The organism is Paraburkholderia sp. JPY419 (assembly GCF_050435705.1).
GTDB lineage: Bacteria > Pseudomonadota > Gammaproteobacteria > Burkholderiales > Burkholderiaceae > Paraburkholderia > Paraburkholderia youngii.
Window position 1 is genome coordinate 526,033 of sequence record NZ_JBNDKV010000001.1, and the last position, 20,892, is coordinate 546,924.

Annotated in this window: 15 protein-coding genes and 2 pseudogenes; 3 read left to right on the forward strand and 14 right to left on the reverse strand. The window is 66.6% G+C overall.

Annotated features, from left to right (window positions below):
• Positions 1-9: 9 nt before the first annotated feature.
• Positions 10-366, reverse strand: coding sequence for a CPBP family intramembrane glutamic endopeptidase (locus QFZ91_RS02485; RefSeq protein ID WP_176383344.1), 357 nt, complete (start codon positions 364-366; stop codon positions 10-12).
• Between the two features lie 231 nt (positions 367-597).
• Between QFZ91_RS02485 and QFZ91_RS02490 the strand changes: the two genes are divergently transcribed.
• Complete coding sequence (locus tag QFZ91_RS02490) at positions 598-1,485, forward strand: class I SAM-dependent methyltransferase (RefSeq protein WP_429566126.1); 888 nt, start codon at positions 598-600, stop codon at positions 1,483-1,485.
• On the opposite strand, the gene QFZ91_RS02495 is transcribed toward QFZ91_RS02490, so the two are convergent.
• The 13 genes and pseudogenes from QFZ91_RS02495 to QFZ91_RS02555 form a co-directional block, all read right to left on the reverse strand.
• Positions 1,422-2,987 (reverse strand): efflux transporter outer membrane subunit, encoded by a 1,566-nt coding sequence (locus tag QFZ91_RS02495; protein WP_429566127.1) that lies wholly within the window; start codon positions 2,985-2,987, stop codon positions 1,422-1,424. The genes QFZ91_RS02490 and QFZ91_RS02495 overlap by 64 nt on opposite strands.
• Positions 2,978-5,410, reverse strand: coding sequence for an efflux RND transporter permease subunit (locus QFZ91_RS02500; RefSeq protein ID WP_429566128.1), 2,433 nt, complete (start codon positions 5,408-5,410; stop codon positions 2,978-2,980). The genes QFZ91_RS02495 and QFZ91_RS02500 overlap by 10 nt, the downstream gene beginning before the upstream one ends.
• A 112-nt stretch (positions 5,411-5,522) precedes the next feature.
• Positions 5,523-6,224 (reverse strand): annotated as a pseudogene (locus QFZ91_RS02505) (efflux RND transporter permease subunit); the annotation flags it as partial.
• Positions 6,221-7,327 carry an efflux RND transporter periplasmic adaptor subunit gene (locus QFZ91_RS02510; RefSeq protein WP_429566636.1) on the reverse strand — a complete coding sequence of 369 codons (1,107 nt, stop codon included), beginning with the start codon at positions 7,325-7,327 and terminating at the stop codon, positions 6,221-6,223. The gene QFZ91_RS02510 and the pseudogene QFZ91_RS02505, both read right to left, overlap by 4 nt.
• A 2-nt stretch (positions 7,328-7,329) precedes the next feature.
• On the reverse strand, positions 7,330-9,000 hold the full coding sequence (locus tag QFZ91_RS02515; RefSeq protein WP_429566129.1) for a fatty acyl-AMP ligase: 1,671 nt from the start codon (positions 8,998-9,000) through the stop codon (positions 7,330-7,332).
• A 16-nt stretch (positions 9,001-9,016) separates the two neighbouring features.
• Entirely contained in the window at positions 9,017-10,021 is a 1,005-nt protein-coding gene (locus QFZ91_RS02520; protein ID WP_429566130.1) for a fatty acid desaturase, read from the reverse strand.
• A 55-nt stretch (positions 10,022-10,076) separates the two neighbouring features.
• On the reverse strand, positions 10,077-12,020 hold the full coding sequence (locus tag QFZ91_RS02525; RefSeq protein WP_429566131.1) for a phosphoenolpyruvate synthase: 1,944 nt from the start codon (positions 12,018-12,020) through the stop codon (positions 10,077-10,079).
• 61 nt (positions 12,021-12,081) lie between these two features.
• A pseudogene (locus QFZ91_RS02530) lies at positions 12,082-12,855 on the reverse strand (PEP/pyruvate-binding domain-containing protein); the annotation flags it as partial.
• Positions 12,856-12,870: 15 nt separating this feature from the next.
• Positions 12,871-14,532 carry a nucleotidyltransferase domain-containing protein gene (locus QFZ91_RS02535; protein ID WP_429566132.1) on the reverse strand — a complete coding sequence of 554 codons (1,662 nt, stop codon included), beginning with the start codon at positions 14,530-14,532 and terminating at the stop codon, positions 12,871-12,873.
• Between the two features lie 18 nt (positions 14,533-14,550).
• On the reverse strand, positions 14,551-15,633 hold the full coding sequence (locus QFZ91_RS02540) for an SDR family oxidoreductase (RefSeq protein ID WP_429566133.1): 1,083 nt from the start codon (positions 15,631-15,633) through the stop codon (positions 14,551-14,553).
• A 26-nt stretch (positions 15,634-15,659) separates the two neighbouring features.
• On the reverse strand, positions 15,660-16,577 hold the full coding sequence (locus QFZ91_RS02545) for a hypothetical protein (protein WP_429566134.1): 918 nt from the start codon (positions 16,575-16,577) through the stop codon (positions 15,660-15,662).
• Positions 16,574-16,903 (reverse strand): acyl carrier protein, encoded by a 330-nt coding sequence (locus tag QFZ91_RS02550; protein ID WP_176383359.1) that lies wholly within the window; start codon positions 16,901-16,903, stop codon positions 16,574-16,576. Before QFZ91_RS02550 ends, QFZ91_RS02545 begins: the two co-directional genes overlap by 4 nt.
• Positions 16,904-16,920: 17 nt before the next feature.
• A complete protein-coding gene (locus tag QFZ91_RS02555) occupies positions 16,921-17,691 on the reverse strand; it encodes a Coq4 family protein (protein WP_429566135.1) in 771 nt (256 codons plus the stop codon).
• A gap of 479 nt (positions 17,692-18,170) precedes the next feature.
• Here QFZ91_RS02555 and QFZ91_RS02560 point away from each other — a divergent pair, with 479 nt between their 5' ends.
• Positions 18,171-19,280, forward strand: coding sequence for a hypothetical protein (locus QFZ91_RS02560; protein ID WP_176383361.1), 1,110 nt, complete (start codon positions 18,171-18,173; stop codon positions 19,278-19,280).
• Between the two features lie 61 nt (positions 19,281-19,341).
• Positions 19,342-20,874: a B12-binding domain-containing radical SAM protein gene (locus QFZ91_RS02565; protein ID WP_429566136.1), complete on the forward strand. Its 1,533-nt coding sequence runs from the start codon at positions 19,342-19,344 to the stop codon at positions 20,872-20,874.
• Positions 20,875-20,892 lie beyond the last annotated feature (18 nt).

The window sequence follows — 20,892 nt, forward strand, 5'->3', positions numbered from 1 at the left end:
AGCAGATCGTCAGCGTGGCGCGGAATCGTCGCGGGGCGGGTCCTTGTGGACCACCTCCATGTCGATGGTGCGGCCGTCGTCGTCGGGTGTGTCCCTGTGAACGACCTCCATGTCGACGGTGCGGCCGTCGTCGCCATACGCGGCCGCCTGCCGGCGCAACTTGCGCATCTTCCACCACAGATAGCCGACCACGACCGTGCCGACCGCGAACAGCACGGCGAACAGCACGATCGACAGCGTCGCGGCCACCACGAACAGGATCGCGCTTAAGGCGACGGTCAGCAACCGGCCGAACCAGCCTGAGCCACCGATCCGGATCCCTTTCTCATATGTCACCCGCCGCGGCGGCGGTCTGTCGTTTTGCATCGTTCATCTCCCGGCCGCCGTCCGGCGGCTGATGCGGGTAAGTCCTAATCCGTCGTCATTATGCGGGATGTGAACGGCGAGCGTCGCCGGCGCGGGGCGGCTCGGCGTATAGTCGATTGACGCCGTTAAAGAAGCCCGCGCGTTGGCTCGTTTAACTTCGGTAGTAAGTTGCCGCTCGCGAAGGCTGACCGAGCGGCGTGGTTTTCAGTTACCTCGGTTGCCCGCGTAATCATGCGACGCCTGCATCTGCTCGAAATCGAAGACCAGCCGTGGTGCCCACGCGCCCTCCGTGACGGCGGGACGGACTGGCTGCACTTTCTGGCCAATTCCCACAAGGGCTTCAACGTGATCGCGGGCAAGCTGCGCGAGGCGATGCGCCGGGTTGGCAGCGACCGGATCGTCGATCTGTGCTCGGGCGGCGGCGGGCCGTGGCAGACGCTCGCACCGTTGCTCGCGCTGTCCGGCCGCGTGATGGTGCAGTTGACGGACTTCTATCCGAATCGCGCCGCGTACGAGCGGATCTCAGCCGGGCCGACCAACTGTGTCACCTATGTGAGCGAACCGGTGGACGCGATGAACGTGCCATCGAGATTCGACGGCGTGCGCACGATGTTCAACTCGTTCCACCATTTCCGGCCGGACGATGCGCGCGCGATCCTCGCCGACGCCGTGACGAAACGCCGCGCGATCGTCGTCGTCGAGGGTGCCGATCACCGACTGCTCGGTATCGTGTTCATCCTGGTGATGCCGCTGATGATGCTCGCGCTGACCCCGCTGATCCGACCGTTTCGCTGGTCGCGGCTAGCGCTCACCTATGTGCTGCCGGCGATCCCGCTGCTGTGTCTGTTCGACGGCATCGTGTCGATGCTGCGCATCTACAACCCCGACGAATTGCGTGAGATGGTCGCGAGTATTCCGGATCAGCAGAGCTTCGATTGGGACATCGGCACGCTGCCGGTGCAGGGCTCGCCGCTCGGTCTGACTTATCTTGTCGGCGTTCCGCGGCAACCCGCAGGCTTGAACGCAAGCGCGCGCCGTCGGGCGCGGCGCGCGGATCACTTGCCGGCCAGATGCTCGGGTGTCTGGGTGTTGCCCGGCGGCAACTCGCCCATCGCCTGAAACAGCGTCGCCGTATCGGCCAGGCGCCGGCCGACCAGGCGGATTTCTTCCAGCCTTGCTGCTTCGTACTGCTGCTCGCCGCCGCGAGCGGATGCCGCGGGCAGCGCGCCGAGCCGGTGACGTGACGTGGCATCGTCGAACGTTTCGCGTGCGTCGCGGGCAGCGCCGCTCGCGGCTTCGAGCGCCTGCGCGTCGTGTTCGAGCGACGCAAGCGTGTCGGCGACGTTCTCGAACGCGGCCAGCACCGTCTGCTTGTACTCGAACACGGCGGCCTCGTAGGTGTCGATTGCCGCGCGCCGCTGCGCGACGAGCGCGCCGCCATGAAACAGCGCTTGCGACATCGTCGTGGCGATGCTCCAGATCGCGCCGGCGCCCGACAGCGCGAGCGGCCAGCTGAACCCGCCTTGTCCCATCGAGGCGTTCAGCGTCAGGCTCGGAAAGAGTTGTGCGGTGGCGACGCCGACGTCGTTCGCGGCGGCTTTCAGCGCCGCCTCGGCGGCCGCGATATCGGGCCGTGAGCGCAACAGGTCCGATGGCAGCACGACCGGCACGTCCTGCGGCAAATGCAGGCTCGCCAGATCGGGCTCGGGCGGCGCCGCGTCGGGCGTGCGGCCGAGCAGCACCGCAAGCGCATGGCGGGTCACGGTCAGCCGTTGCCGCAGATCGGCCACGCTGACCTGGAGCGCGGCGATGCTTTGCCGCGCATTCGACACGTCGCCGCGCGTCAGCGACCCGAGCTGGTAATGCCGTTCGGTATCGTGAGCCTGATCGCCCGCCAGCACGATCAGGCGCTCGGTCGCATCGATCTCGGCGCGCAGCATCGCCGCCTCGATCGTCGCCGTGGCGATGTTGGTGGCCAGCGCGCGGCGCGCGGCTTCCCGTTGATACGCATCGATGTCGACCCGCGCGGAGCGCGCCGCGTTGGCCTTGCGCACCGCGCCGAACAGGTCGAACGTGTATTGCGCCTGGACCACGCCGATGAACTCGTTGTAAAGCAGCGTATTCGGCGCGCCGGGAACCGGAATGCCGAGATCGCGTCCGCGCGAGGCCTGCGCGACCAGATCGACCGACGGCAGCAGCGTGGCGCCGATCTGCGCGCGCAGTTCTTCGTGCGCGGCGGCCAGGTGCTTGTCGGCGGCGGCGAGCGTCGGGCTGTTGCGCAGGCCTTCTTCGACAAGGTCGTTCAACGCCGTCGAGCCGAACAGCCGCCACCATTGCGGCACCGGCTGCGCGCCGGTGGTGAAGCGCTGTGCAACACCGAGCGCCTCGACGGTTTGCGCGGGCTGCGGTTCGACGCCGTAATGGGCGGGCGAGGGCATCGCCGGCGGCTCGCCGCTCGGACCGAACGAGCATGCGCCAAGCGCGATCGTCGCGGCCGCGCCGACCACCGCGCACCAGCGATGGGTCGCCACCGCTCGCGCTCGACGCGGCGCGAAAGTGAAATGCGGCGCACTCGCCGGCCCGTCGATAGGGTTGCAGTCTGTGCGCACGATCAGCTCCACGTGTATTCGATTGTCGAGGACGCGGTTCGCACACCGCGTTCGAAGTGCCGCACCTTGAACGCGGTCGCGTAGAGCGCGGGAACGAAGAACAGCGTCAGCACGGTCGCGCCCGTGATGCCGCCCATCAGTGCGGTCGCCATCGGTCCGAAGAAGGCCGATTGCAGCAGCGGGATCAGCGCGAGCACGGCGGCCGCGGCGGTCAGCATGATCGGGCGGAAGCGCCGGACCGTGGCGCTTACGATCGCATCGAAGCGCCCCTGGCCCGCGGCGATATTGCGTTCGATCTGATCGACGAGAATCACCGAGTTGCGCATGATGATTCCGGACATCGCAATGACGCCGAGCATCGCGACGAAGCCGAACGGCTTGCTGAACAGCAGCAGAGCAGCGACCACGCCGATCAGCCCCAGCGGCGCGGTGAGCACGACCATCAGCACGCGCGCGAAGCTGCGCAGTTGAATCATCAGCAGCGTCAGCACCACGACGAGCATCAGCGGCAGCTGCGCGATCACCGACGCCTGCGCCTTGCCGCTGATCTCGCCGGCGCCGCCGGTCTCGATCCGGTAGCCGATCGGCAGCGACGCGCGCAGCGGCGCAAGCGTCCGATCGATCGCCTGGGTCACGTCGAGGTCCAGCGCGTTGCCGCGCACGTCGGCCTGGACCGTGATCGTCGGTTGACGGTCGCGGTCCCAGATCACCCCGTATTCGAGTTCGTTGTGCAGGTGTGCGAGCGTGCCGAGCGGAACCGGGCCGTTCGGCGTCGGCATCGCGAGGTTCACGATCTCGGCGGGATCGACCCGCTCACGCTGGGGTGCGCGCAGGTCGACGCTGATCAACCGGTCGCGCACCCGGTACTGCGTGAACGTATAGCCCGACAGCGTCATCGCGAGAAAGCTCGCCACGTCTTCCGACGTGACACCGAGCTCGCGCGCCTTCTGCTGGTCGATCTCGAAGCGCACCGAGCGTTCGCCGGGTTCGTCCCAGTCGAAATGTACGCCCGTCGTGCGGGCATCGGCCTTCATCGTCGCCGCGACTTTTTCCGCGATTTCGCGCACGGTGGCGAGGTCGTTTCCGCTGACGCGAAACTGCACCGGATAGCCGACCGAGGGTCCCGTCTGGAGCGGCGAAACGCGCGCACGCACGGCGGGAAAGCTGTTTTGCAGCATGCTCGCGAGCCAGCGTTCGAGCTTTTCGCGGTCGTCGACGGACCTGGCGGTGATCACGAGCTGCGCGAAGTTCGGCTGGGGCATCTGGACGTCGAGCGGCAGATAGAAGCGCGGCGCGCCCGTGCCGACGAAGTCGACCAGATGATCGATCTCGGGCCGGCCGGCTAGCGTCTTTTCGAGGCGCGCGGCTTCGCGCAGCGTCGCTTCGAACGACGCACCTTCGGGCAGCCGCAGGTCGACGAGCAGCTCGGGACGCTCGGAGCTCGGGAAGAACTGTTGCGGCACGAGCGCGAAGCCGGCCAACGCAACCACGAACAGCGCAGCCGTGACGCCAATCACGACGAGGCGGCGCTTCACGCACCACGCGATGCAGTCGCGCAGGCGGTCATGAAAGCGGGGCGCGCGCGGCGCCCCCAGCGGGGCGCGGCGCGTCTGCGCGTCGTCGCGCCGGCGCAGCTTGCGAAGCGCGCGCCGAGGCGGCGTCTCGCGCGCGATGTCCGTGCGTTCGGGCAGCAGATGATAGCCGAGCAACGGAATCAGCGCGACCGCCGCGAACCACGAAGCAACCAGCGCAATCGCGGACACCTGAAAGATCGAGCGCGTGTATTCGCCAGTGGCCGATTTCGCCAGCGCGATCGGCAGGAATCCCGCCACCGTGACCAGGGTTCCCGTCAGCATCGGAAACGCGGTGCTGCTGTAGGCGAACGCCGCGGCCCTCGCGCGGCCCCATCCCTGTTCGAGCTTCACTGCCATCATCTCGACCGCGATGATCGCATCGTCGACGAGCAGCCCCAGTGCGAGGACCAGCGTGCCGAGCGAGATCTTGTGCAGGCCGATATCGAACCCATTCATGCATAGCGCGGTGACCGCGAGCACGACCGGGATCGAAATCGCCACCACCACGCCGGCGCGCCAGCCCAATGAGATAAGGCTCACTGCCAGCACGATCACGATCGCTTCGGCGGCGGCGCGCAGAAAGCCGTTGACCGAGTGCGAGACCGCGTGCGGCATGCTCGACACCTGGACGAGTTCGAGCCCCGCGGGCAGACGCGCGCGCAATTCGGCCGTCTTCGCGTCGAGCAGCTTGCCGAGCTGAATCACATCGCCGCCAGTCTGCATCGTGATGCCGATGGCGAGCACCGGGCGGCCGTTGGTGCGAACCTGCGAGACCGGCGGATCGTCGTAGCCGCGCTTGATGGTCGCAATGTCGCCAAGACGAACGAGGCGGTGATTGATGTCGATCAGCGTGTCGCTCATCGCCGTCAGGTCGGTGAACTGGCCGCTCGGACGCACGAACACGCGATCGAAAGCGGTGTGTGAGCGTGCCGCTCGGCGTGACCGCGTTTTGCGCGTTGATCGCCCGCGCGAGCTGTTGCGGCGTGATGCTGAGGCGCGTCAATTGCGCGTTGGGAATCTCGATCGTGATGTGCTCGTCGGGGTCGCCGAAATAATCGACTTTCGCGACACCGGGCACACGCAGCAGCACGCCGCGCAGTTCGTCCGCATAGTCGTGCAGTTGGGCCGGCGAGAAGCCGTCGCCGGCTAGCGTATAGATGTTCGTGTAGACGTCGCCGAATTCGTCGTCGAAGTACGGCCCGCGCACGCCGGGCGGCAGCGTATCCGCGATGTCGCCGATTTTCTTGCGCACCTCGTACCACGTGTCGCGCACCTCGCTCACCGGCGCGGAGTCTTTCATCGTGAAGACGATCAGCGATTCGCCCGGACGCGAGTAGCTGCGCAGATAGTCGAGATGCGGCGTCTCCTGCAGCTTGCGGCCGATCCGGTCGGTCACCTGCTCCTCGACCTGGCGCGCGGTCGCGCCGGGCCAGAAGGTGCGGATCACCATCGCGCGGAACGTGAACGGCGGGTCCTCCGATTGTCCGAGCCGCGAATAGGCGAGCACGCCGAACAGCGTCGCGAGCACGACGGCGAACAAGACGAGCGCCTGGTTGCGGATCGCCCACGCGGACAGATTGAAGCGGCCGGTGTCGTCCGCTGCTGGCCGCCGCGGTCCACCCGGTTCACCGGGGCCGCCCGCTCCGTCGGGCCCCTGGCCGAACAGCGCTCTCATGATGCGAAGTCCTCGGGATGCAACGGCGCGACCGCGCGCACAGTTTCGCCGGCGCTGACTGTGTGCACGCCTTGCAGCACGACGCGCTCGCCATCGGTGAGGCCTCGCGCGACGGAGATCGTGCGGTCGTCATAGCGGCCCACCTGGACCCGGCGCAGTTCCAGCGCCTCGTCGCCGGGCCGCACGACCCAGACGGCCGGCGCGTTGCCGTCGTGAAAGAGCGCGCTGGCGGGCAGCGTGATCGGGTCGTCCGCTTGCGCCTCGCCGGACGCGTCGGCGAAGGTGATGGTGGCCGTCATGCCGAGGCGGACTTCGGGGCCTGGCGCATCGAGCGTCAGCTTCGCGCGATAGGTGCGGCTGCCGGGGTCTGCTGCCGGCGACAGCTCCCGGACGTGCGCGGTGAAGCGTCGGTCCGTGACGGCCGGCAGCGACACGCTGGCCGCGCTGCCGACCGCCAGCGCGTTCAGCAGGCTCTCGGGCACGTCGCAGAGGATATCGACCTCGCCGGACCACGCGAGGTGGTAGACCGGCTGTCCCGCCGCGACGTTCTGCCCGGTATCGGCGTCTTCGGCGGTGACGACGCCGGCATGGTCCGCGGTGAGGACCGTGTATTGGGTCTGATTCTTCAGCAGCGCGAACTGCTGTACCGCCTGATCGCGCTGCGCGGCGGCCACCACATACGCATCCTGGGTCTGCTCCAGCTGCGCCGTCGAGATCAGCTGTTCCTGCGCCTGCGCCCGGTCGCGATCGAGTTGCTGCTCGGCGAAGGTGAGCCGATGCTGCGCCGCCATCAATTGGGCCTGCGCGCTCGCGAGGCTGCGCTGCGCGTCGTCGGCATCGAGCCGCGCGAGCACCTGGCCGGCCGTGACCGTATCGCCGAGCCGCACCTTCCGCTCGACCAGCTTGCCGGCGACGCGAAACGACAGCGGCGTCGCATAGCGTGCGTTGACTTCGCCCGGCAGCGTCGCGAGCACCGGCTTGCTGTCCCGATGCACGACCACCGCGATGACCGGGCGCGGCAGCGTCACCTCGGTTTCTTTCGCGTGACAGGCGGCGAGCGCGAGCGCGCCCGACACCGTCAGCATGATCTCGCGCCAGCGCATGCTCACGAGTGTTCCTCCAGCTCGCCGGCTTCGAACTGCGCCTTGGTCCGGCGGCGCTGCACCTTGCCGCTCGAAGTCCGCGGCAAGCTGCCCGCCTGCACGATCGCGACGTGACCGACCTGCAGGCCCGCGCATTCGGCGACCTTCTGCGCGATCGCACGGCGCAGCGCCGTGGCCTCCGCGGGCTTGCCCTCGGCGCAGACGACCAGCGTCTCGTCGCCGTCGCGCATCACGCTGAACGCGATCACGCCGCGGCTTTGCACGCTCGGCAACTCGGCCACCGCCCATTCGATGTCCTGCGGATAGAGGTTCGAGCCGTGAATCACGATCAGGTCCTTGCTGCGGCCGCAGATATAGAGCTGGTCGCCCGCGACGTAGCCGAGATCGCCGGTCTGCAGCCAGCCGTCGCGGTACGCGTCGGCGCTCGCTTCGGTGAGGCCGTAGTAGCCCACGGTGATGCTGGGCCCGCGCGTGACGATCTCGCCGACGCAGCGTTCGGGCAACGCCCGCCCGGATTCGTCGACGATCCGCAGCTCGTGTCCGGGAAAGCAATGGCCGCAGCCGACCAGTTCGATCGTGCGCAAGCTGGTATCACGCGCGGCCGGTATCGCTCGACCGAGCCCCAGCGGTGCCGCATAGACGACGTCGGTGACGATCGGCTGGCCGTGGTCGTGAAACGTGATCGCGAGCGTTGCCTCGGCCATCCCGTAGCACGGCAGCAGCGCTTCGGCGCGAAAACCGGCCGGCTCGAAGCGCGCGGAGAACTGACGCAGCGCTTGCGCGTTGATCGGCTCGGCGCCGCAGCCGGCCACGCGCAGCCGACTCAGGTCGAGGCCTTCGAGGTCCTGGTCGCGGGTGCGGCGCGCGGCGAGCGCATACGCGAAGTTCGGCGCGAAGCTGATCGTGCCGCGGTACTTCGTGATCGCCTCCATCCAGAGGCCGGGCCGGCGCACGAATGCTTCGGTTGATAGCAGCACGCTCGGCAAGTCGCAGATCAGCGCGCCCAGCACGCTGATGAGTCCCATGTCGTGGTGCAGCGGCAGCCAGCTCACATAGACGTCCTGCTCGTGCAGATCGATGCCGCGCGGTCCGAGGAACGCTGTCGCATTCGCGATCAGATTGCGATGCGTGACCATCACGCCTTTCGGCAGCGACGTGCTGCCCGACGTGTATTGCAGAAAGCACAGGTCATCGGGATGCAGCGTGGGCAAATCGCAGGCGGGTGGCTCGCCGTCGAGCAGCGCTTCGACGGTCACGATGCGTTCGAGGCCGGTGTCGGCGGCCAGCACGTCCTCGATGGTCTCGCGTGTCGAGTTCGACGTCAGCAGCATCCGTGCGCCTGCCGAGCGCACGATGTGACTGACGGTTTCGGCGTAACGTGCGCGGGTTCTGAAGTTCAGGCTTCCGCGCGGAAAGATCGGAACCGGCACCAGACCGGCGAACGACGCGCCGAGGAAGCTCAGGATGAACGCTTCCGGGTCGAGGATCACGAGCGCGATACGGTCGCCCTTGTTCAGGCCCAGTGCCACGAGCTTTTGCGCACGCTGGCGTGCCTCGCGCTCGAGCGCTTCGTACGGATAGTAGTGCTCGTCGCCGTGCGAGGAGACAAAACGAAGGCCTCGAGCGTCGCCGCGCGGCAGCGCTGAAACGGCATCGACTAGCGTCAGGTTCATGGTGACGGCTCCCCGCTTACTTGGTCGAGATTCCGTGATCGAGCGAAGCAGCGGGCGACCAGTCGCGGATCGGCTGCAGACGGCGACGCAAGAGCGCGATCACCTCGTCGTCGCTGCGCACCGGCGCGCCCGGCAAGCGCACGAAATGCCTGGCGAGCTTGCGGTGCTGACGCGTGACGAGCAGCAGCCAGATCTGCGCGATGTCGATTCCATCGAACACGACCGCATCCTCGTGACCGTACTTCTCGAGGTTCGCGGCGAACTCCTTCGTGAGCTCGCTGAAGTGCGTGCCTTTGCGGACGTGGTGATAGATGTGATAACCGGCGTTGAAGACGCGCGCATTGAAACGCGAGTCGATCGTATTGGTGCTGCTCGTGTACGGGTTGTCCGGATGATCGGGGTCGATGAACGCGTGCTGGACCCAGTTGCCGATCATCATCATCAGCCGCACGAACACAAACGGAAACACGAACACGACGAGCGTCGCCCGCAGGTTCCAGTACGCGGCCGCGCCGATCGCCGCGTAGAACGCGATCTCACCGACGAGCAGTTGCCGCATCAGCTTCGTATTGCGCGAGCGCCACAGATAGACGCTGAGCTCGACCGGCACCAGCGCGGCGAAGCGCAGGTAGTAGTGCAGAAAGCCGATGACGCTGTCGCGCTGAAACCGCATCGTCGAGCTCAGGTCGCGTGGCAGGTTGTCGTCGATGTGATGCATGCCCATGTGATGGACATAGAACGTGCCCGGTGTCTGGCCGAAGAACGGGCACAGCACCCAGTCGAGCAGGATTTCGAGCGCGCGGTACTTCTTCCTGAAGAGCCGCCGATGCAGCGTGCAGTGGTAGCTCATCGTGAAGCGGTCGCCGAACATGTTCCAGACCAGCACATAGGCCACGCCCGCCCACCAGGGAAAGTGGCCGAGCCAATACAGCATGGCTGCGGCGGGGATGAATATCAGCGCGCACTCGATGTAGAGCCACAGATGCGGCAGGTCGCGACGATCGTTGAGCAGGCGGTACATGGCAGTTTCCTTCAGGGGCGGTTGCAGTGGTCAGTCAAGGGGGTGGGGATTCGTTTCAGGTCGGCTCGGGCAGTTCGATCACGCCGCTATGGCCATCGACCTTGAGTTGCATGCCCGACTGCACGCGCGTGGTGAGGCCCGGAATCTGCACGACGGTCGGGATGCCGATTTCGCGTGCGACGATCGCGGCATGGGTCAGCGGACTGCCGCGCTCGATCAGCAGGCCGGTCGCCGACGCGAATACCGGGACCCAGCCGGGGTCGGTCCGATAGGTGACGAGGATGCCGCCGTCGAATTCGTTCGCTTCGCGCACGACCTTCGCGCGCCCTTCGGCGAAGCCCGGCGAGCAAGGCGTGCCGCGCAGCGTCGCGCCGGCCGCATGGGCGGGCGCCGCGTGCAGCGCGGCGAGGTTCGCCGGCTTGCTGAGCCAGGCCGCTACGGGGCCATGCGTGACGAAGCGTGGCGGCAGGTCATCCATCGCGCGATAGCTCGCGTCGTCGCGCTTGCGCTGCTCGATGAGCGGGCGCAGTTCGCGGTGGGACACGGTGCCTTCGAAGCAGCCGCGAATCTCGTCGAGACGCAGATGGAAGATGTCGCGGCCTGTGGCCAGCACGCCGTCGGCGGCGAGACCCTCGCCGATCGCGCGGAACATCCGGCGCGCGACCCCGAACGCGCGCGAACGGCAAAAGCGCACGGTCTCGCGCGCCCGGATCGCGGCGCGCACACGGCCGCGTGCGCGGGCAAAAATCCAGCGCTGCAGCGGACCCAGCCGCTCACGCAACAACGCGTCGATGCGCGCTTCGGTGGCGCTGCGATCGATTGTCGCGGCGCCATGCGCGAGCGAGGCCTTCAACATATCGAACAGCACACCCGGGTCTTCGCGCAGATCGGGTTCTTCGAGCTTCAGCTCGTTGTTGCTGCGGTACGCGAAGTCGGCGAGGTAGCGCTCGACGTCGGCGACGATCTCGGGCGCGCCGCATTCGCGCAGCGCCGCATACGCGTCGGCTGACGGCGTGTTGCGGATCAGCGCTTCGACCCGCGGCTTCGACCGCACGGCTTCCGCCAGCGCGGCCAGCCTGCGGACCGGCTCGATCGATTCGATGTCGTCCATGCCGCCGATCACCGCCACTTCGAGCCAGTCGGGCGCATCGGCAATCCACCGCTTGATCAGGCGCCTGAGCACGCCGTAACTGAGACCGATCGCCGACTCGAGCACGATCATCATGCCCCAACGTGCCAGCAGCGCCCGCTCGAAGCGGCAGTAGTGCGCATAGACGGCATCGGCGGGAAGCGAGCGATAGTCGAGCGCGTTGAACTCGTCGTAGACCGGATAGAAGAACGCGCGGAAGCGCTCGACGTTGCGCTCCAGACGCGCGAAGTGCCACGCGAACTTCGTGCCGCTCACGGCGCGGATGCAGGCGAGCCCAGCGCGCGAGCCGGCCTTGTACGGCGCGATCAGCTCGGCGAAGCTCGCCAGATCGAGCGGCTCGTCGACGCCCATCTGGACTTCCATCATCTTGCGTCCGAGGTCCTGGAACGGCGCGAGCCCGGACAGCTTGTACCAGTGCAGCAGGTTGTAGTACACGCGCCCGTTCAGGAACGCGAGCGTCGAGCCGAGGAAGCCGTCCATCTCGCGCCGCTGCTTGTGCGGAATCGCGAGCAGCCGGCAGAACTCGCGGAACACCTGTGCGTAGACGTGCTGCGCGAAGGTGAAGGTCAGCTGCGTGGTCACGCCGGGATAGTTCTCGACGATGTTGGAGTTGTCCCACAGCTGGAATTCGCCGCTCCGCGATGGGGCCGGTGCGACCGGCGTGGTCACCGGGCGCGCCTGCAGGATCCACAACTGGTGCTCCGCGATACACCATTCGATATCGAGCGGCTCGCCGAACTTGTTTTCGAGCGTGCGGGCCGCCGCCACGACGCGCTCGATCTCGTCGTTGGAAAGGGCCCGCAGCATCGCGCAGCGCGGCCGGTACCTCGCGGATGTGGCGGCCGTCATGACGCTCGCGTTTTTCACCGATCACCACCTGCTTGTGCTGCCCGGTGTGGCGGTCCACGGTGATCGTGTCAGCGTCGACGGCGCCCGACACGAGTCCTTCGCCGAGCCCGTAGACGGCGCTCAGCACCAGCTCGTCGCGCTTGCCGTTGGCGGGGTTGATCGTGAACACGACGCCGCTCGTGTCCGCCTGAACGAGGCGCTGCAGGATCACGGCCATGTCGGCGCCGGCCATGTCGAGTCCGTGCTGATGCCGGTAGCGCAGCGAGCGCTCGGAATACGCGGAGGCCCAGCACCGGCGCACGTGTTCGAGTGTCGAGTCGAGCCCGCGTACATCGAGGAACGTGTCGAACTGGCCCGCGAACGAGAAGCTCGCGCTGTCTTCTTCGACACCTGACGAACGCACCGCGAGCGGTCCGTCTCCGATCGCATCGTGCGCGCGTGCAATGTCGGCGCGCAACGCGGCGCTGATGTCGCACGTCAGCACGGCCTCGCAGATTCTGCTCGCGATCGCGGCGGCGTTGGCGGGCGTGAAGTCGCTGAGCAGCGTGGCGATGGTTTGATCGAGGCCGCCGTCGCGGCGGAACTCCGCAAAGCAGTCGGTGCCGAGGATCGCCCAGCGCGGCACCGCTACACCGAGGTTCGCCAGCCGATGAAGCGACCGTCCCTTGTTGCCGGCGAGCCGCTCGATGGCTTCGGCGGGACTTGCCGCGGTGAGGATCACGCGTGGCGATGCTGTTGGGCCGGCGCTGCTGCTTGCGTCGAAGCTCTCGCGCTGTGCGTAGCTCTTGCCCGCTTCGAATTCGCCGCATGCGCGCGCGATGGTGTCGAAATTCATTGAGGTCCCCGTTGCTCAGGTGCTCGACGAAGCGAGCAGGTCTCTTGCTTCCTCGGCGGTACCCCGCCCGCCGTGAGCGGTCTGCGGAAAGCGCGCGTGCAGATGCGCACCGAGGTTGATCCAGTCGTAGGCGGCGTGGATCGTGCCGCGCCAGCCCGACGCCGTATCGAAGCTCGCCGGAAACTGCGGGTCGCCGCCGAGGTTGCGCAGACGCTGCGCGAGCTCATCGGCCAGCGCGACGTAACGCTCGGCATCCGGTGCCGATCCGATCGAGCACTGTTCGAGTTCGCGGATGCCGTCGATCAGCGCCGCATCGAGAGGCAGCAGCCGGATCGCGTCGAGCGTCGCTTCTTCCATCGTGGACTGCGGCGTCACGCCGTGCGCGCCGAGCGTGACCATGCAGGCGGTTTGCATCATCCGTTGCAGCGCGTACTCGAGCACCTTCCATTGGCCGCGCCGCAGTGCGCCCTGGGCGTCCTCGCGCGCATTTTCGAGGCCGATGTTGGCCCAGACCATCTCGAGGCCCGCTTCGGCGAAGCGCCCGGCGGGCATCGGCAGCAACTGGGCACCGCTCGCGCGGCCGGCCGCGAGGCGTGCGCCGTCGATCGAGATCAACGGCGCACGGGACACCGGCGTCGAAGTCGCCTGCTGTCGTGCGTGGATTTCTCCGCTGCCCTTCCAGCGCAGGCTGACGAGACCCAGCCGGCTGAAGTCCGCGATCAGCGCCCGCTGCCGGCTCGCCGCCTGCGCGTCGCCGCGGCTGGCGATGGCCGTGCACGGGGTATCGAAGGTGATCGCACGCCAGGCCTGGGCGGCTTCGTCGTCGAGCGCAAAGACGTCGCCGCCTCGCAGCACATGGACCCGTTCGCCGATCTGCCAGGTCGTCGCGTCCTTGCCTGGGCCGATCAGCACGTTCTCCGCCGCGAGGCTCACACCGCCGACGCCAAACTCGCGGAGCAGCGCGACCCCCGTCGCGAGGAACGAGCTTTCGGCGCCATGTTCGCGCGGCGCGTGCAGCAGGTTCCACAGACGGCCGGCGAGACCCGCGTCGACAGCCGCGCGTTCGAGTTGCAGCGACAGCCATTTCGGGCTCATGTAGCACTCGCCGACGCGCGCCACATGGCTCTTCGCCGCATGGAACGCGGCGGTTCTGATCCAGGCGCGGGCGTAGTCGGGCTCGCCGAGCGCGAACATCGCGACCGCATAGCGCCCCGTCTGGCGCGCGAAATCCTCGAACCACAGCGCCACCGCCTCGCACAGCGCGTCGCGGCCAAGCTCCGCTTGCAGCGTTTCGATCAATGCCGGGTTGTCGATCGGCAGCGCGCCGATGAAGCGCTGGCACCGTTCGAGCAGATTCCACGACAGGCGCGCGACCGCGCGACGCCCTTTGCCGAGCGCGGCGCGAACCTGCGCGAGCTCGCGGCGCAGGCGCGCCGGACTCAGCAACCTGACTTCGATGCGGCGGCCGTCGATGAACAGGATGTACGGCATCGTGGCCGGCTCCAGCCCGCTATCGACGATCGCGACGAAGTCGACATCGGAGCGCTCGTTGCCGAAACCTTCGGCGATCGAGCCTTCGAGAAAGACGGCGCTCGGTGCCCGCTGTTCGAACTGGGCGCTCAACGCGGCGCGCGCTTTCTGCCAGAGCTCGGCGAGCATCGGATCGGTCATCAACATGGTTAGGCTCCCTGAGCGTCAAGCCGTGCGCGGCACGAAGTAGCCCGCCGCGATCCCATAACGGAAGATCCTGCGCAGCAGCGTTTTGCCCGTCGCGCGAGGCAGGGCCGGCAGGATCGCGGCGGTCGCGTCGCGGGCGAAGCGCACCTGGCGCGTCAGGTACGACTCGTACAGCTTCACGACCTCGTCGTAGTAGCGCCGCTCGAGCGGCTTCATCGCGGCGGCGTCGAACACATGCCGCGGCACATAGCGAGGCACGTGAAACGACGGGAACTCCGCGCAGACGTCGTTGATTTCGCGCAGCGTGGTCGGCGCGCCCGAGGTCAGATGCAGCGTGCGTCCGCGCACCAGCGGGAACTTCACCAGTGCCTCGACGACGCAGTCGGCGACCCAGTCGATCGGCACGATGTTCAGCGTCGCGCCGTAGTCGCCTGGCATCGTGCGCACGAGTCCCGCGGCTGTTAGGCGCACGACGGTGTAGAGCGTGTCGAACTTGCGGATCACGCCGCTCGCCGAGTCGCCGACGATGATCGACGGGCGCAGCACCGCGGCCGGCAGACCGCTGCGCATCGCCGCTCGCACCGATTGTTCCGCGCGGTACTTGCTCTGCTCATACGGGTTGCCCAGCCGCTGGCCGAGGTCCAGATCGTCCTCGCTGAACACGCCGGGGCGCTCGCCGCAGACATAGGCGGTGCTCACGTAAAGCAGCGGTATCGGCGCGTCGTCGCGAGGTTGCGCGAACTCGACGATGCGCTCGGTGCCGCGAAAGTTGATCGCGTCGTAGACCTCGGGCTTGCGACCGAAACTGGTGAGCGCGGCACAGTGGACGATCGCGCCCGTCGTCGCGCGCAGCGCCTCGTAGGTGTGCGGGTCGAGCCCAAGCTGGGGTTCGGCGACGTCGCCCCGCACACATGCGAAGGTTCCGGCTGCAGGGGGGTGGCCGTCGTACGTGGTTGCCGCGAGCGGCGTGCCGTCGTTGCGGACAACCGGTCCTTCGGAGCGCAGGAATGCGACGACCGGGTAGCCCATTGCCGTGAGCCGGGCGATCACTTCGGCGCCCAACAGACCTCGCGCACCGGTGACGAGAACGTGCTTATCCATCGTGGGTGACCATCCAGGGTTGCGTGTCATTTGAGGAGAATCTCGGCCAGCAGTCCGAGCTCGACGGCGACGATGAAGCGCGTGCCCGCCCAGCGTGGCCGGCCCGGCCTGCCCGCGGGGCCCGGCCAACTCGCGTTGAGCCAGACGAGCCATACGAGTGGCAGCGTCGCCGCATAGATCGAATAGGTTTGCGACAGGCCTGCGAGGCGCGACAGCGACACGTTGATGCGGAGCGCGAGCATCAGCAGGAGATTCAGCGCGACGCGGATTTCGCGCGCCGACAGGTGATAGGGCTGCAGTGCGGTGGTGCCGACTTTGCGCGAGAACTTCCAGAATTCGTAGCCGGTCCACATCGAGCCCGCTACGCACGTCACGGCATAGAAGCTCAGTTCGCGGCCAGCCATGTCGCGCCACCAGAAATAGCCGTATATGAAGACCGCGAAGGGGGCCCCCTCGAATGCGGGAAAGCACAGCAACGGGCAGCTCGGGAGCAGCCGCTTGAATACGAACGGCGCGGCGAAGGCGAGGGCGGTGGCCGCAGCGGCGGCCGTCCTCGCGTGCCCCATGCCGGTGTTTAGTGCAACGAGCAGCAGCGCGCATGTCGCGAGGCTGGCGACAAGACGTGTGCGTCGTGCCTCGCGGCGCGCCAACAGCGCGTGCCCGGCGGGATAGTCGCGTTCAAGATCGTCGAGATCGTCGATCAAGCGGAGCTGGACGAACAGCAGGAGAAAGGACACGAGGCCGGCCAGCACACGCCAGCCCGGTTCAACGGCGACGTCGGCGATCCGTCCGTACAGCAGCAGCGAGCAGACGAACGCGCCGGCGATCGGCAGCGCTTCTGCGGCCAGCGGCAAGCGGCCGAGCGTGCTGCCGAGCGCAACTGCCGCAGCCGCAAGCCGGCCACGTCTTGCATGCGCGGTGGCCAGCGAAAGGCGCGGGCTCATGTACGCATCCCCTCGTTGGCGTCCACGCGGATGGCGGCGTGCCGGATGCACAGGTCCACGAGCGAGCCGACCGTGAAATACGTTTCGGCGTGTTCTTCGTTCAACGCTTCTAGCGGCAGACGGTCGATGCCGAATGCCTGCTCGACCGCGACCACCGCTTCGACGAGCGATAGCGAGTCGAGGCCGAGATCGGCGATCAGCGAACTCTCGAGGTGAATCTCTGCGTTGAAGTCGCGCTGATGCTCGCGGCAGACGCGCAGTAACTGCGTGCGTACGATGCCGAATACGGTGTTGCGCATCGACGCATGTTTCGGTGTGCTGGCCATGCTGGGTTCCTTTCCGTTCACGCGTTGCTCGGCGCCGCGTAGCGCCACGGCAGAGTCTGGCCGCCGGCCAGGATGCCCTGGGGATGCGCGAGCGCGACCGGCTCGATCGCCAGTTGCAGGCGGACGAGTGCGAGCGGCCGCTCCAACGCTTCTTCCCAGCGGTATGAGAGGGGAATGCGCGCGCGCTTGCCACGCAGCCACGCGCGGCGCAGAAAACGATGGACCCAGAAGTTCGGCCACCACGGCGCGGTCAGCGCGGTGCCGAGCAGACCGACGATGCGCGCGCGCATCGGTTCGAGGCCGCAGTCGAAGGCGAGAAGCGAGGTCTCGCCGGCCCAGTCCTGTCCATAGCCCGTCAACACGTGCAGCAGGTCATGAATGCAGCCGCTGCGCTCGATGAACCACTGACGGTCCGGGCCCGGCAGGATTTCTTCGAGACCGGCGGCCAGCCGGCTTGCTTGCAGCAGACCATCGGCGCTGTAGCCGCTGCGCTCCATCATCGCCATGTAGGCGCGGCCGAACGAGCCGGGCGGCAAGCGCAGCAGCGTGCCGGAATCGGCGAGCGTGTCGAGCAGCGACGGCTGCTCCGCAAGCAGCGCGCCGGCGCCCGGCTCGCTCAGAAAGCGCTGGTACATCGTCTCCATCTGACCGCCATCGAGCGCGATCATCACTTCGTAGGCATGCTGAATGTCGTCTACGTTCTCCCTCAACGCCTTGATCGCTCGCAACGCGCGCGGCCAATCGATGTGGCGTCGCGCCAGCGCGTCGTCCTTCAAAGTTGCTGTCATCTGCGGCTCCCGGCAAAGATCAAGAGGGCGGGTCACGAGTGGCGATCGACCGGTGCCACTTCTTGCGGACGCTTTTTGCAGGGTTCATGCCAGTCATCCGTTGGCACCACGCAAGTCGTCCTCATCCCCTGCAAGAACGGAACGAAGTGCCCAGATCTCAAAAGGCGGGGTTGGAGGAAAACCCCTCGCAGCCTCCTGAATGTCGGTGCCGGGCCAACATCCGAAGGAGATCTGTTGGTTGCAGCTCGACTGCACGACGTCTGATACCGGCCCGGTTCACATGCCAACGTCCAAACATCTAAACGTTCGGATATATCGCTCGATCTTTTGAAATCTGGCTGCCTGCTTGCGTCATTGCCTCTGACGGGGACTCACTTCGCGCAGCAAAAGAATGCCTGGCACGAACAGTGCACCAGGAGCGCGAACAACGGGTGGTGCCCTTTGGAATTCCTGGAACTCACGAGGACGGAGGTAGAGCAATGAATCAGGCCTGGAAGGCGAAAGCGGGGCAGTTCCTGCCGGGGGCGAATCTGACTGTGCTGCCGCACTGGGAGCGCGACGCGGTGCCGAGCTACGATCGTGCCGAAGTCTCGGTGCCAGGGCGCCTTCACTTCGCCGTATTCGACTTCATGCAAATGATGCCCGGCTTCGGCGGCGGCGGACTCGGCGTATCGACGAGCACGGTCGGACACCGGATTACCGTCACGAAGACGAACAACGGCGAAGGCGGCTGCGACGTGCCGAGCGGGCGGCACATGCTCGAGTTGTTCAAGCGAACGGTCGGCTATGCACGCGACGACATCCGTGTCGATCGGCTGCGCAGCATCCAGCATCAGCACAGCGGCTTCGGCTCGAATGTGTCGTTCAACACCGCGACGCTCGCCGGCTTGAACGCGTTGTTCGGCTCACCGTTTTCGCCGCACGACATGTGGGAAATGATCACCCGCAACTACGTCGAGACCGCGAAGGATGACGAGCACGTGTATTTCGGCCTCGAGACCGGCGTCGGCGAAGCGTGCCTGTTCTTCGGCGGGCTGGTCTGGGTCGACGAGAAACACGGCAACGGCCGTTTCCTCGGCAACCTGAGTTCGGAAAACCTGTGGGTGACCACCGCCGTTGGCAACTACGACACGCTATCGACCGAAGCGCTGCGTGCGCATGGCGAAGGCGCGGACATGTCCGGCACCACCGAGGCCGGTTTCGTGCCGACGCATTTCGTCGAGTGGCAGAAGCGCTATGGCACCGCGTGGCGCAACTTCATCGAACAGAAACTGCGACCGGCGCTGCATCGCAACGACCTGTTCGCGTTTCTGAAGCACGGCTGGGAACTCAACAGCATGAGCAACATGAAGGTGCTCGAAGGCATCTTCCGGACCGACGTGATGCGTGAGTTCGACGAGACGATGCAACGCGAGGGCGCGGTGTACGCGGGGATGAGCAGCGCGGGTCCGGGCTTCTATGCGTTTTCCGACTGCGAGGAAAAGGCGAAGCACCTCTCGGCGGTGATGCTGCATCGGTTCAGTGAATTCATGAGCGAGATGACGGTGGCCCGCGCGGGCCAGAAGATGTCGATCGACGTCGCCGTCTAGCCGCGCATTTGCGCGACCCCTTGCGAACCCTCGCGAAACTTTCCACTGAGACTGATCGAACATGGCCAAGCGCGTCACCTTCGTCAACACGAACCAGATCAAGCCGGCGATTGCGCCGATTGCCTTCGACTATCTGTCGGCGCCGATGGAGCGTGCAGGGTTCGAGCTCAACTTGCTCGACCTGTGCTTCTCCGACGATTGCGAGGCGGCCATTGCCGAGCACTGTCACACCGCCGCGCCGGATTACTGGGGGGTGACGCTGCGAAATACCGACGACGTCTATTTCTCCAGCGGCTACAGCTTTCTCGAACGCATCAGGGACATCGTCGCGATGCTTCGGCGTGCGCGCGCGGTCCCGATCGTAATGGGCGGCGCGGGCTACTCGGTGATGCCGGAAAAACTGCTTGCGTACCTCGACGCGGACTTCGGCATCGTTCGGGAGGGCGAATTCAGCTTTCCCGAACTGCTGACCTGCCTCGAAGAAGGCAGCAGTTTCACGCACATACCCGGCGTGGTTTACCGCGATACGGCCGGTGTGCACGCCACGCCGCTCGCGCCCAACACATGCGGACCGTTGGCCAGCATAGGGCCTCACAAACGCGAGCTGGTCAACAACCCGCACTATTTCGCCAAAGGCGGCCAGATCGGCATCGAAACGAAACGCGGCTGCAATCGCTCCTGCATCTATTGCGTCGAGCCGCTGATCAAAGGCCGCTCGGTGCGCATGCGCGAACCCGATGACGTCGTCGCCGAGATGGCATCGCTCGAGGAGCGCGGGGTCAACGTCTTTCACATCAACGACTCGGAATTCAATCTGAGCGTCGCGCATCCGATGGCGCTGTGCGCGGCCATCATCCGGCACGGGCTCGCCGGAAAAATCCAGTGGTATGCGTACGGGATGCCGCGGCCGTTTCCCGACGAACTCGCGGCCGCGATGAAAGCGGCCGGTTGCGTCGGCATGAACTTCGGCGTCGATACCGCCAGCGAAACGATGCTGAAGATACTGCGCCGCACCTTCAGTGCTCCCGACATCGAACATGCGGTCAATACCGCGAAGCGCCACGGTCTGGAGCACATCATCGAACTGCTGTTCGGCGCGCCCGGCGAGACGCAGGAGACCGCTCGCGAGACCATCGAGTTCATCAAGCGGGTCGATCCGGAGCGCGTTTCGGTCACGGTCGGGCTGAGGATCTTCCCGGGCACCGAGCTCGAACAGATGATCCGCCGCGAAGGCCTCCATGCCGGGAATCCGAATCTGCACGGCCATATCGAAGGCAACGACGATCTGCTGCACCCGGTGTTTTATCTGCCGACCGCATTGGGCCCGGACCCGCAGCAGTTCATTGCCGATCTGATCGGCAATGACCGGCGGTTCTTCGGGACCAATGCGAGCCTGTTCAACTACAACGCGAACGACGCGCTGGTCGAAGCGATCGCGCAAGGCGAACGCGGCGCGTATTGGTCGATCCTGAACCGGATCGAGAAACGCTTCGAAGCGGCCCATAACGCGCGCGCTTGTCACCGCGCGTCCGCGGACGGCGGCGCTCCGGACTGGACGCCGATCGAGATTTTGCCGATCGAGCAAAGCGCCTGACGCGGGATGTGATGCCCG

Coding starts and splice junctions, on each gene's coding strand:
- QFZ91_RS02485 (WP_176383344.1), bottom strand. CDS start 366: ATGCAAAACGACAGACCGCCGCCGCGGCGGGTGACATATGAGAAAGGG.
- QFZ91_RS02490 (WP_429566126.1), top strand. CDS start 598: ATGCGACGCCTGCATCTGCTCGAAATCGAAGACCAGCCGTGGTGCCCA.
- QFZ91_RS02500 (WP_429566128.1), bottom strand. CDS start 5,410: ATGAGCGACACGCTGATCGACATCAATCACCGCCTCGTTCGTCTTGGC.
- QFZ91_RS02510 (WP_429566636.1), bottom strand. CDS start 7,327: ATGCGCTGGCGCGAGATCATGCTGACGGTGTCGGGCGCGCTCGCGCTC.
- QFZ91_RS02515 (WP_429566129.1), bottom strand. CDS start 9,000: ATGAACCTGACGCTAGTCGATGCCGTTTCAGCGCTGCCGCGCGGCGAC.
- QFZ91_RS02520 (WP_429566130.1), bottom strand. CDS start 10,021: ATGTACCGCCTGCTCAACGATCGTCGCGACCTGCCGCATCTGTGGCTC.
- QFZ91_RS02525 (WP_429566131.1), bottom strand. CDS start 12,020: ATGACGGCCGCCACATCCGCGAGGTACCGGCCGCGCTGCGCGATGCTG.
- QFZ91_RS02535 (WP_429566132.1), bottom strand. CDS start 14,532: ATGTTGATGACCGATCCGATGCTCGCCGAGCTCTGGCAGAAAGCGCGC.
- QFZ91_RS02540 (WP_429566133.1), bottom strand. CDS start 15,633: ATGGATAAGCACGTTCTCGTCACCGGTGCGCGAGGTCTGTTGGGCGCC.
- QFZ91_RS02545 (WP_429566134.1), bottom strand. CDS start 16,577: ATGAGCCCGCGCCTTTCGCTGGCCACCGCGCATGCAAGACGTGGCCGG.
- QFZ91_RS02550 (WP_176383359.1), bottom strand. CDS start 16,903: ATGGCCAGCACACCGAAACATGCGTCGATGCGCAACACCGTATTCGGC.
- QFZ91_RS02555 (WP_429566135.1), bottom strand. CDS start 17,691: ATGACAGCAACTTTGAAGGACGACGCGCTGGCGCGACGCCACATCGAT.
- QFZ91_RS02560 (WP_176383361.1), top strand. CDS start 18,171: ATGAATCAGGCCTGGAAGGCGAAAGCGGGGCAGTTCCTGCCGGGGGCG.
- QFZ91_RS02565 (WP_429566136.1), top strand. CDS start 19,342: ATGGCCAAGCGCGTCACCTTCGTCAACACGAACCAGATCAAGCCGGCG.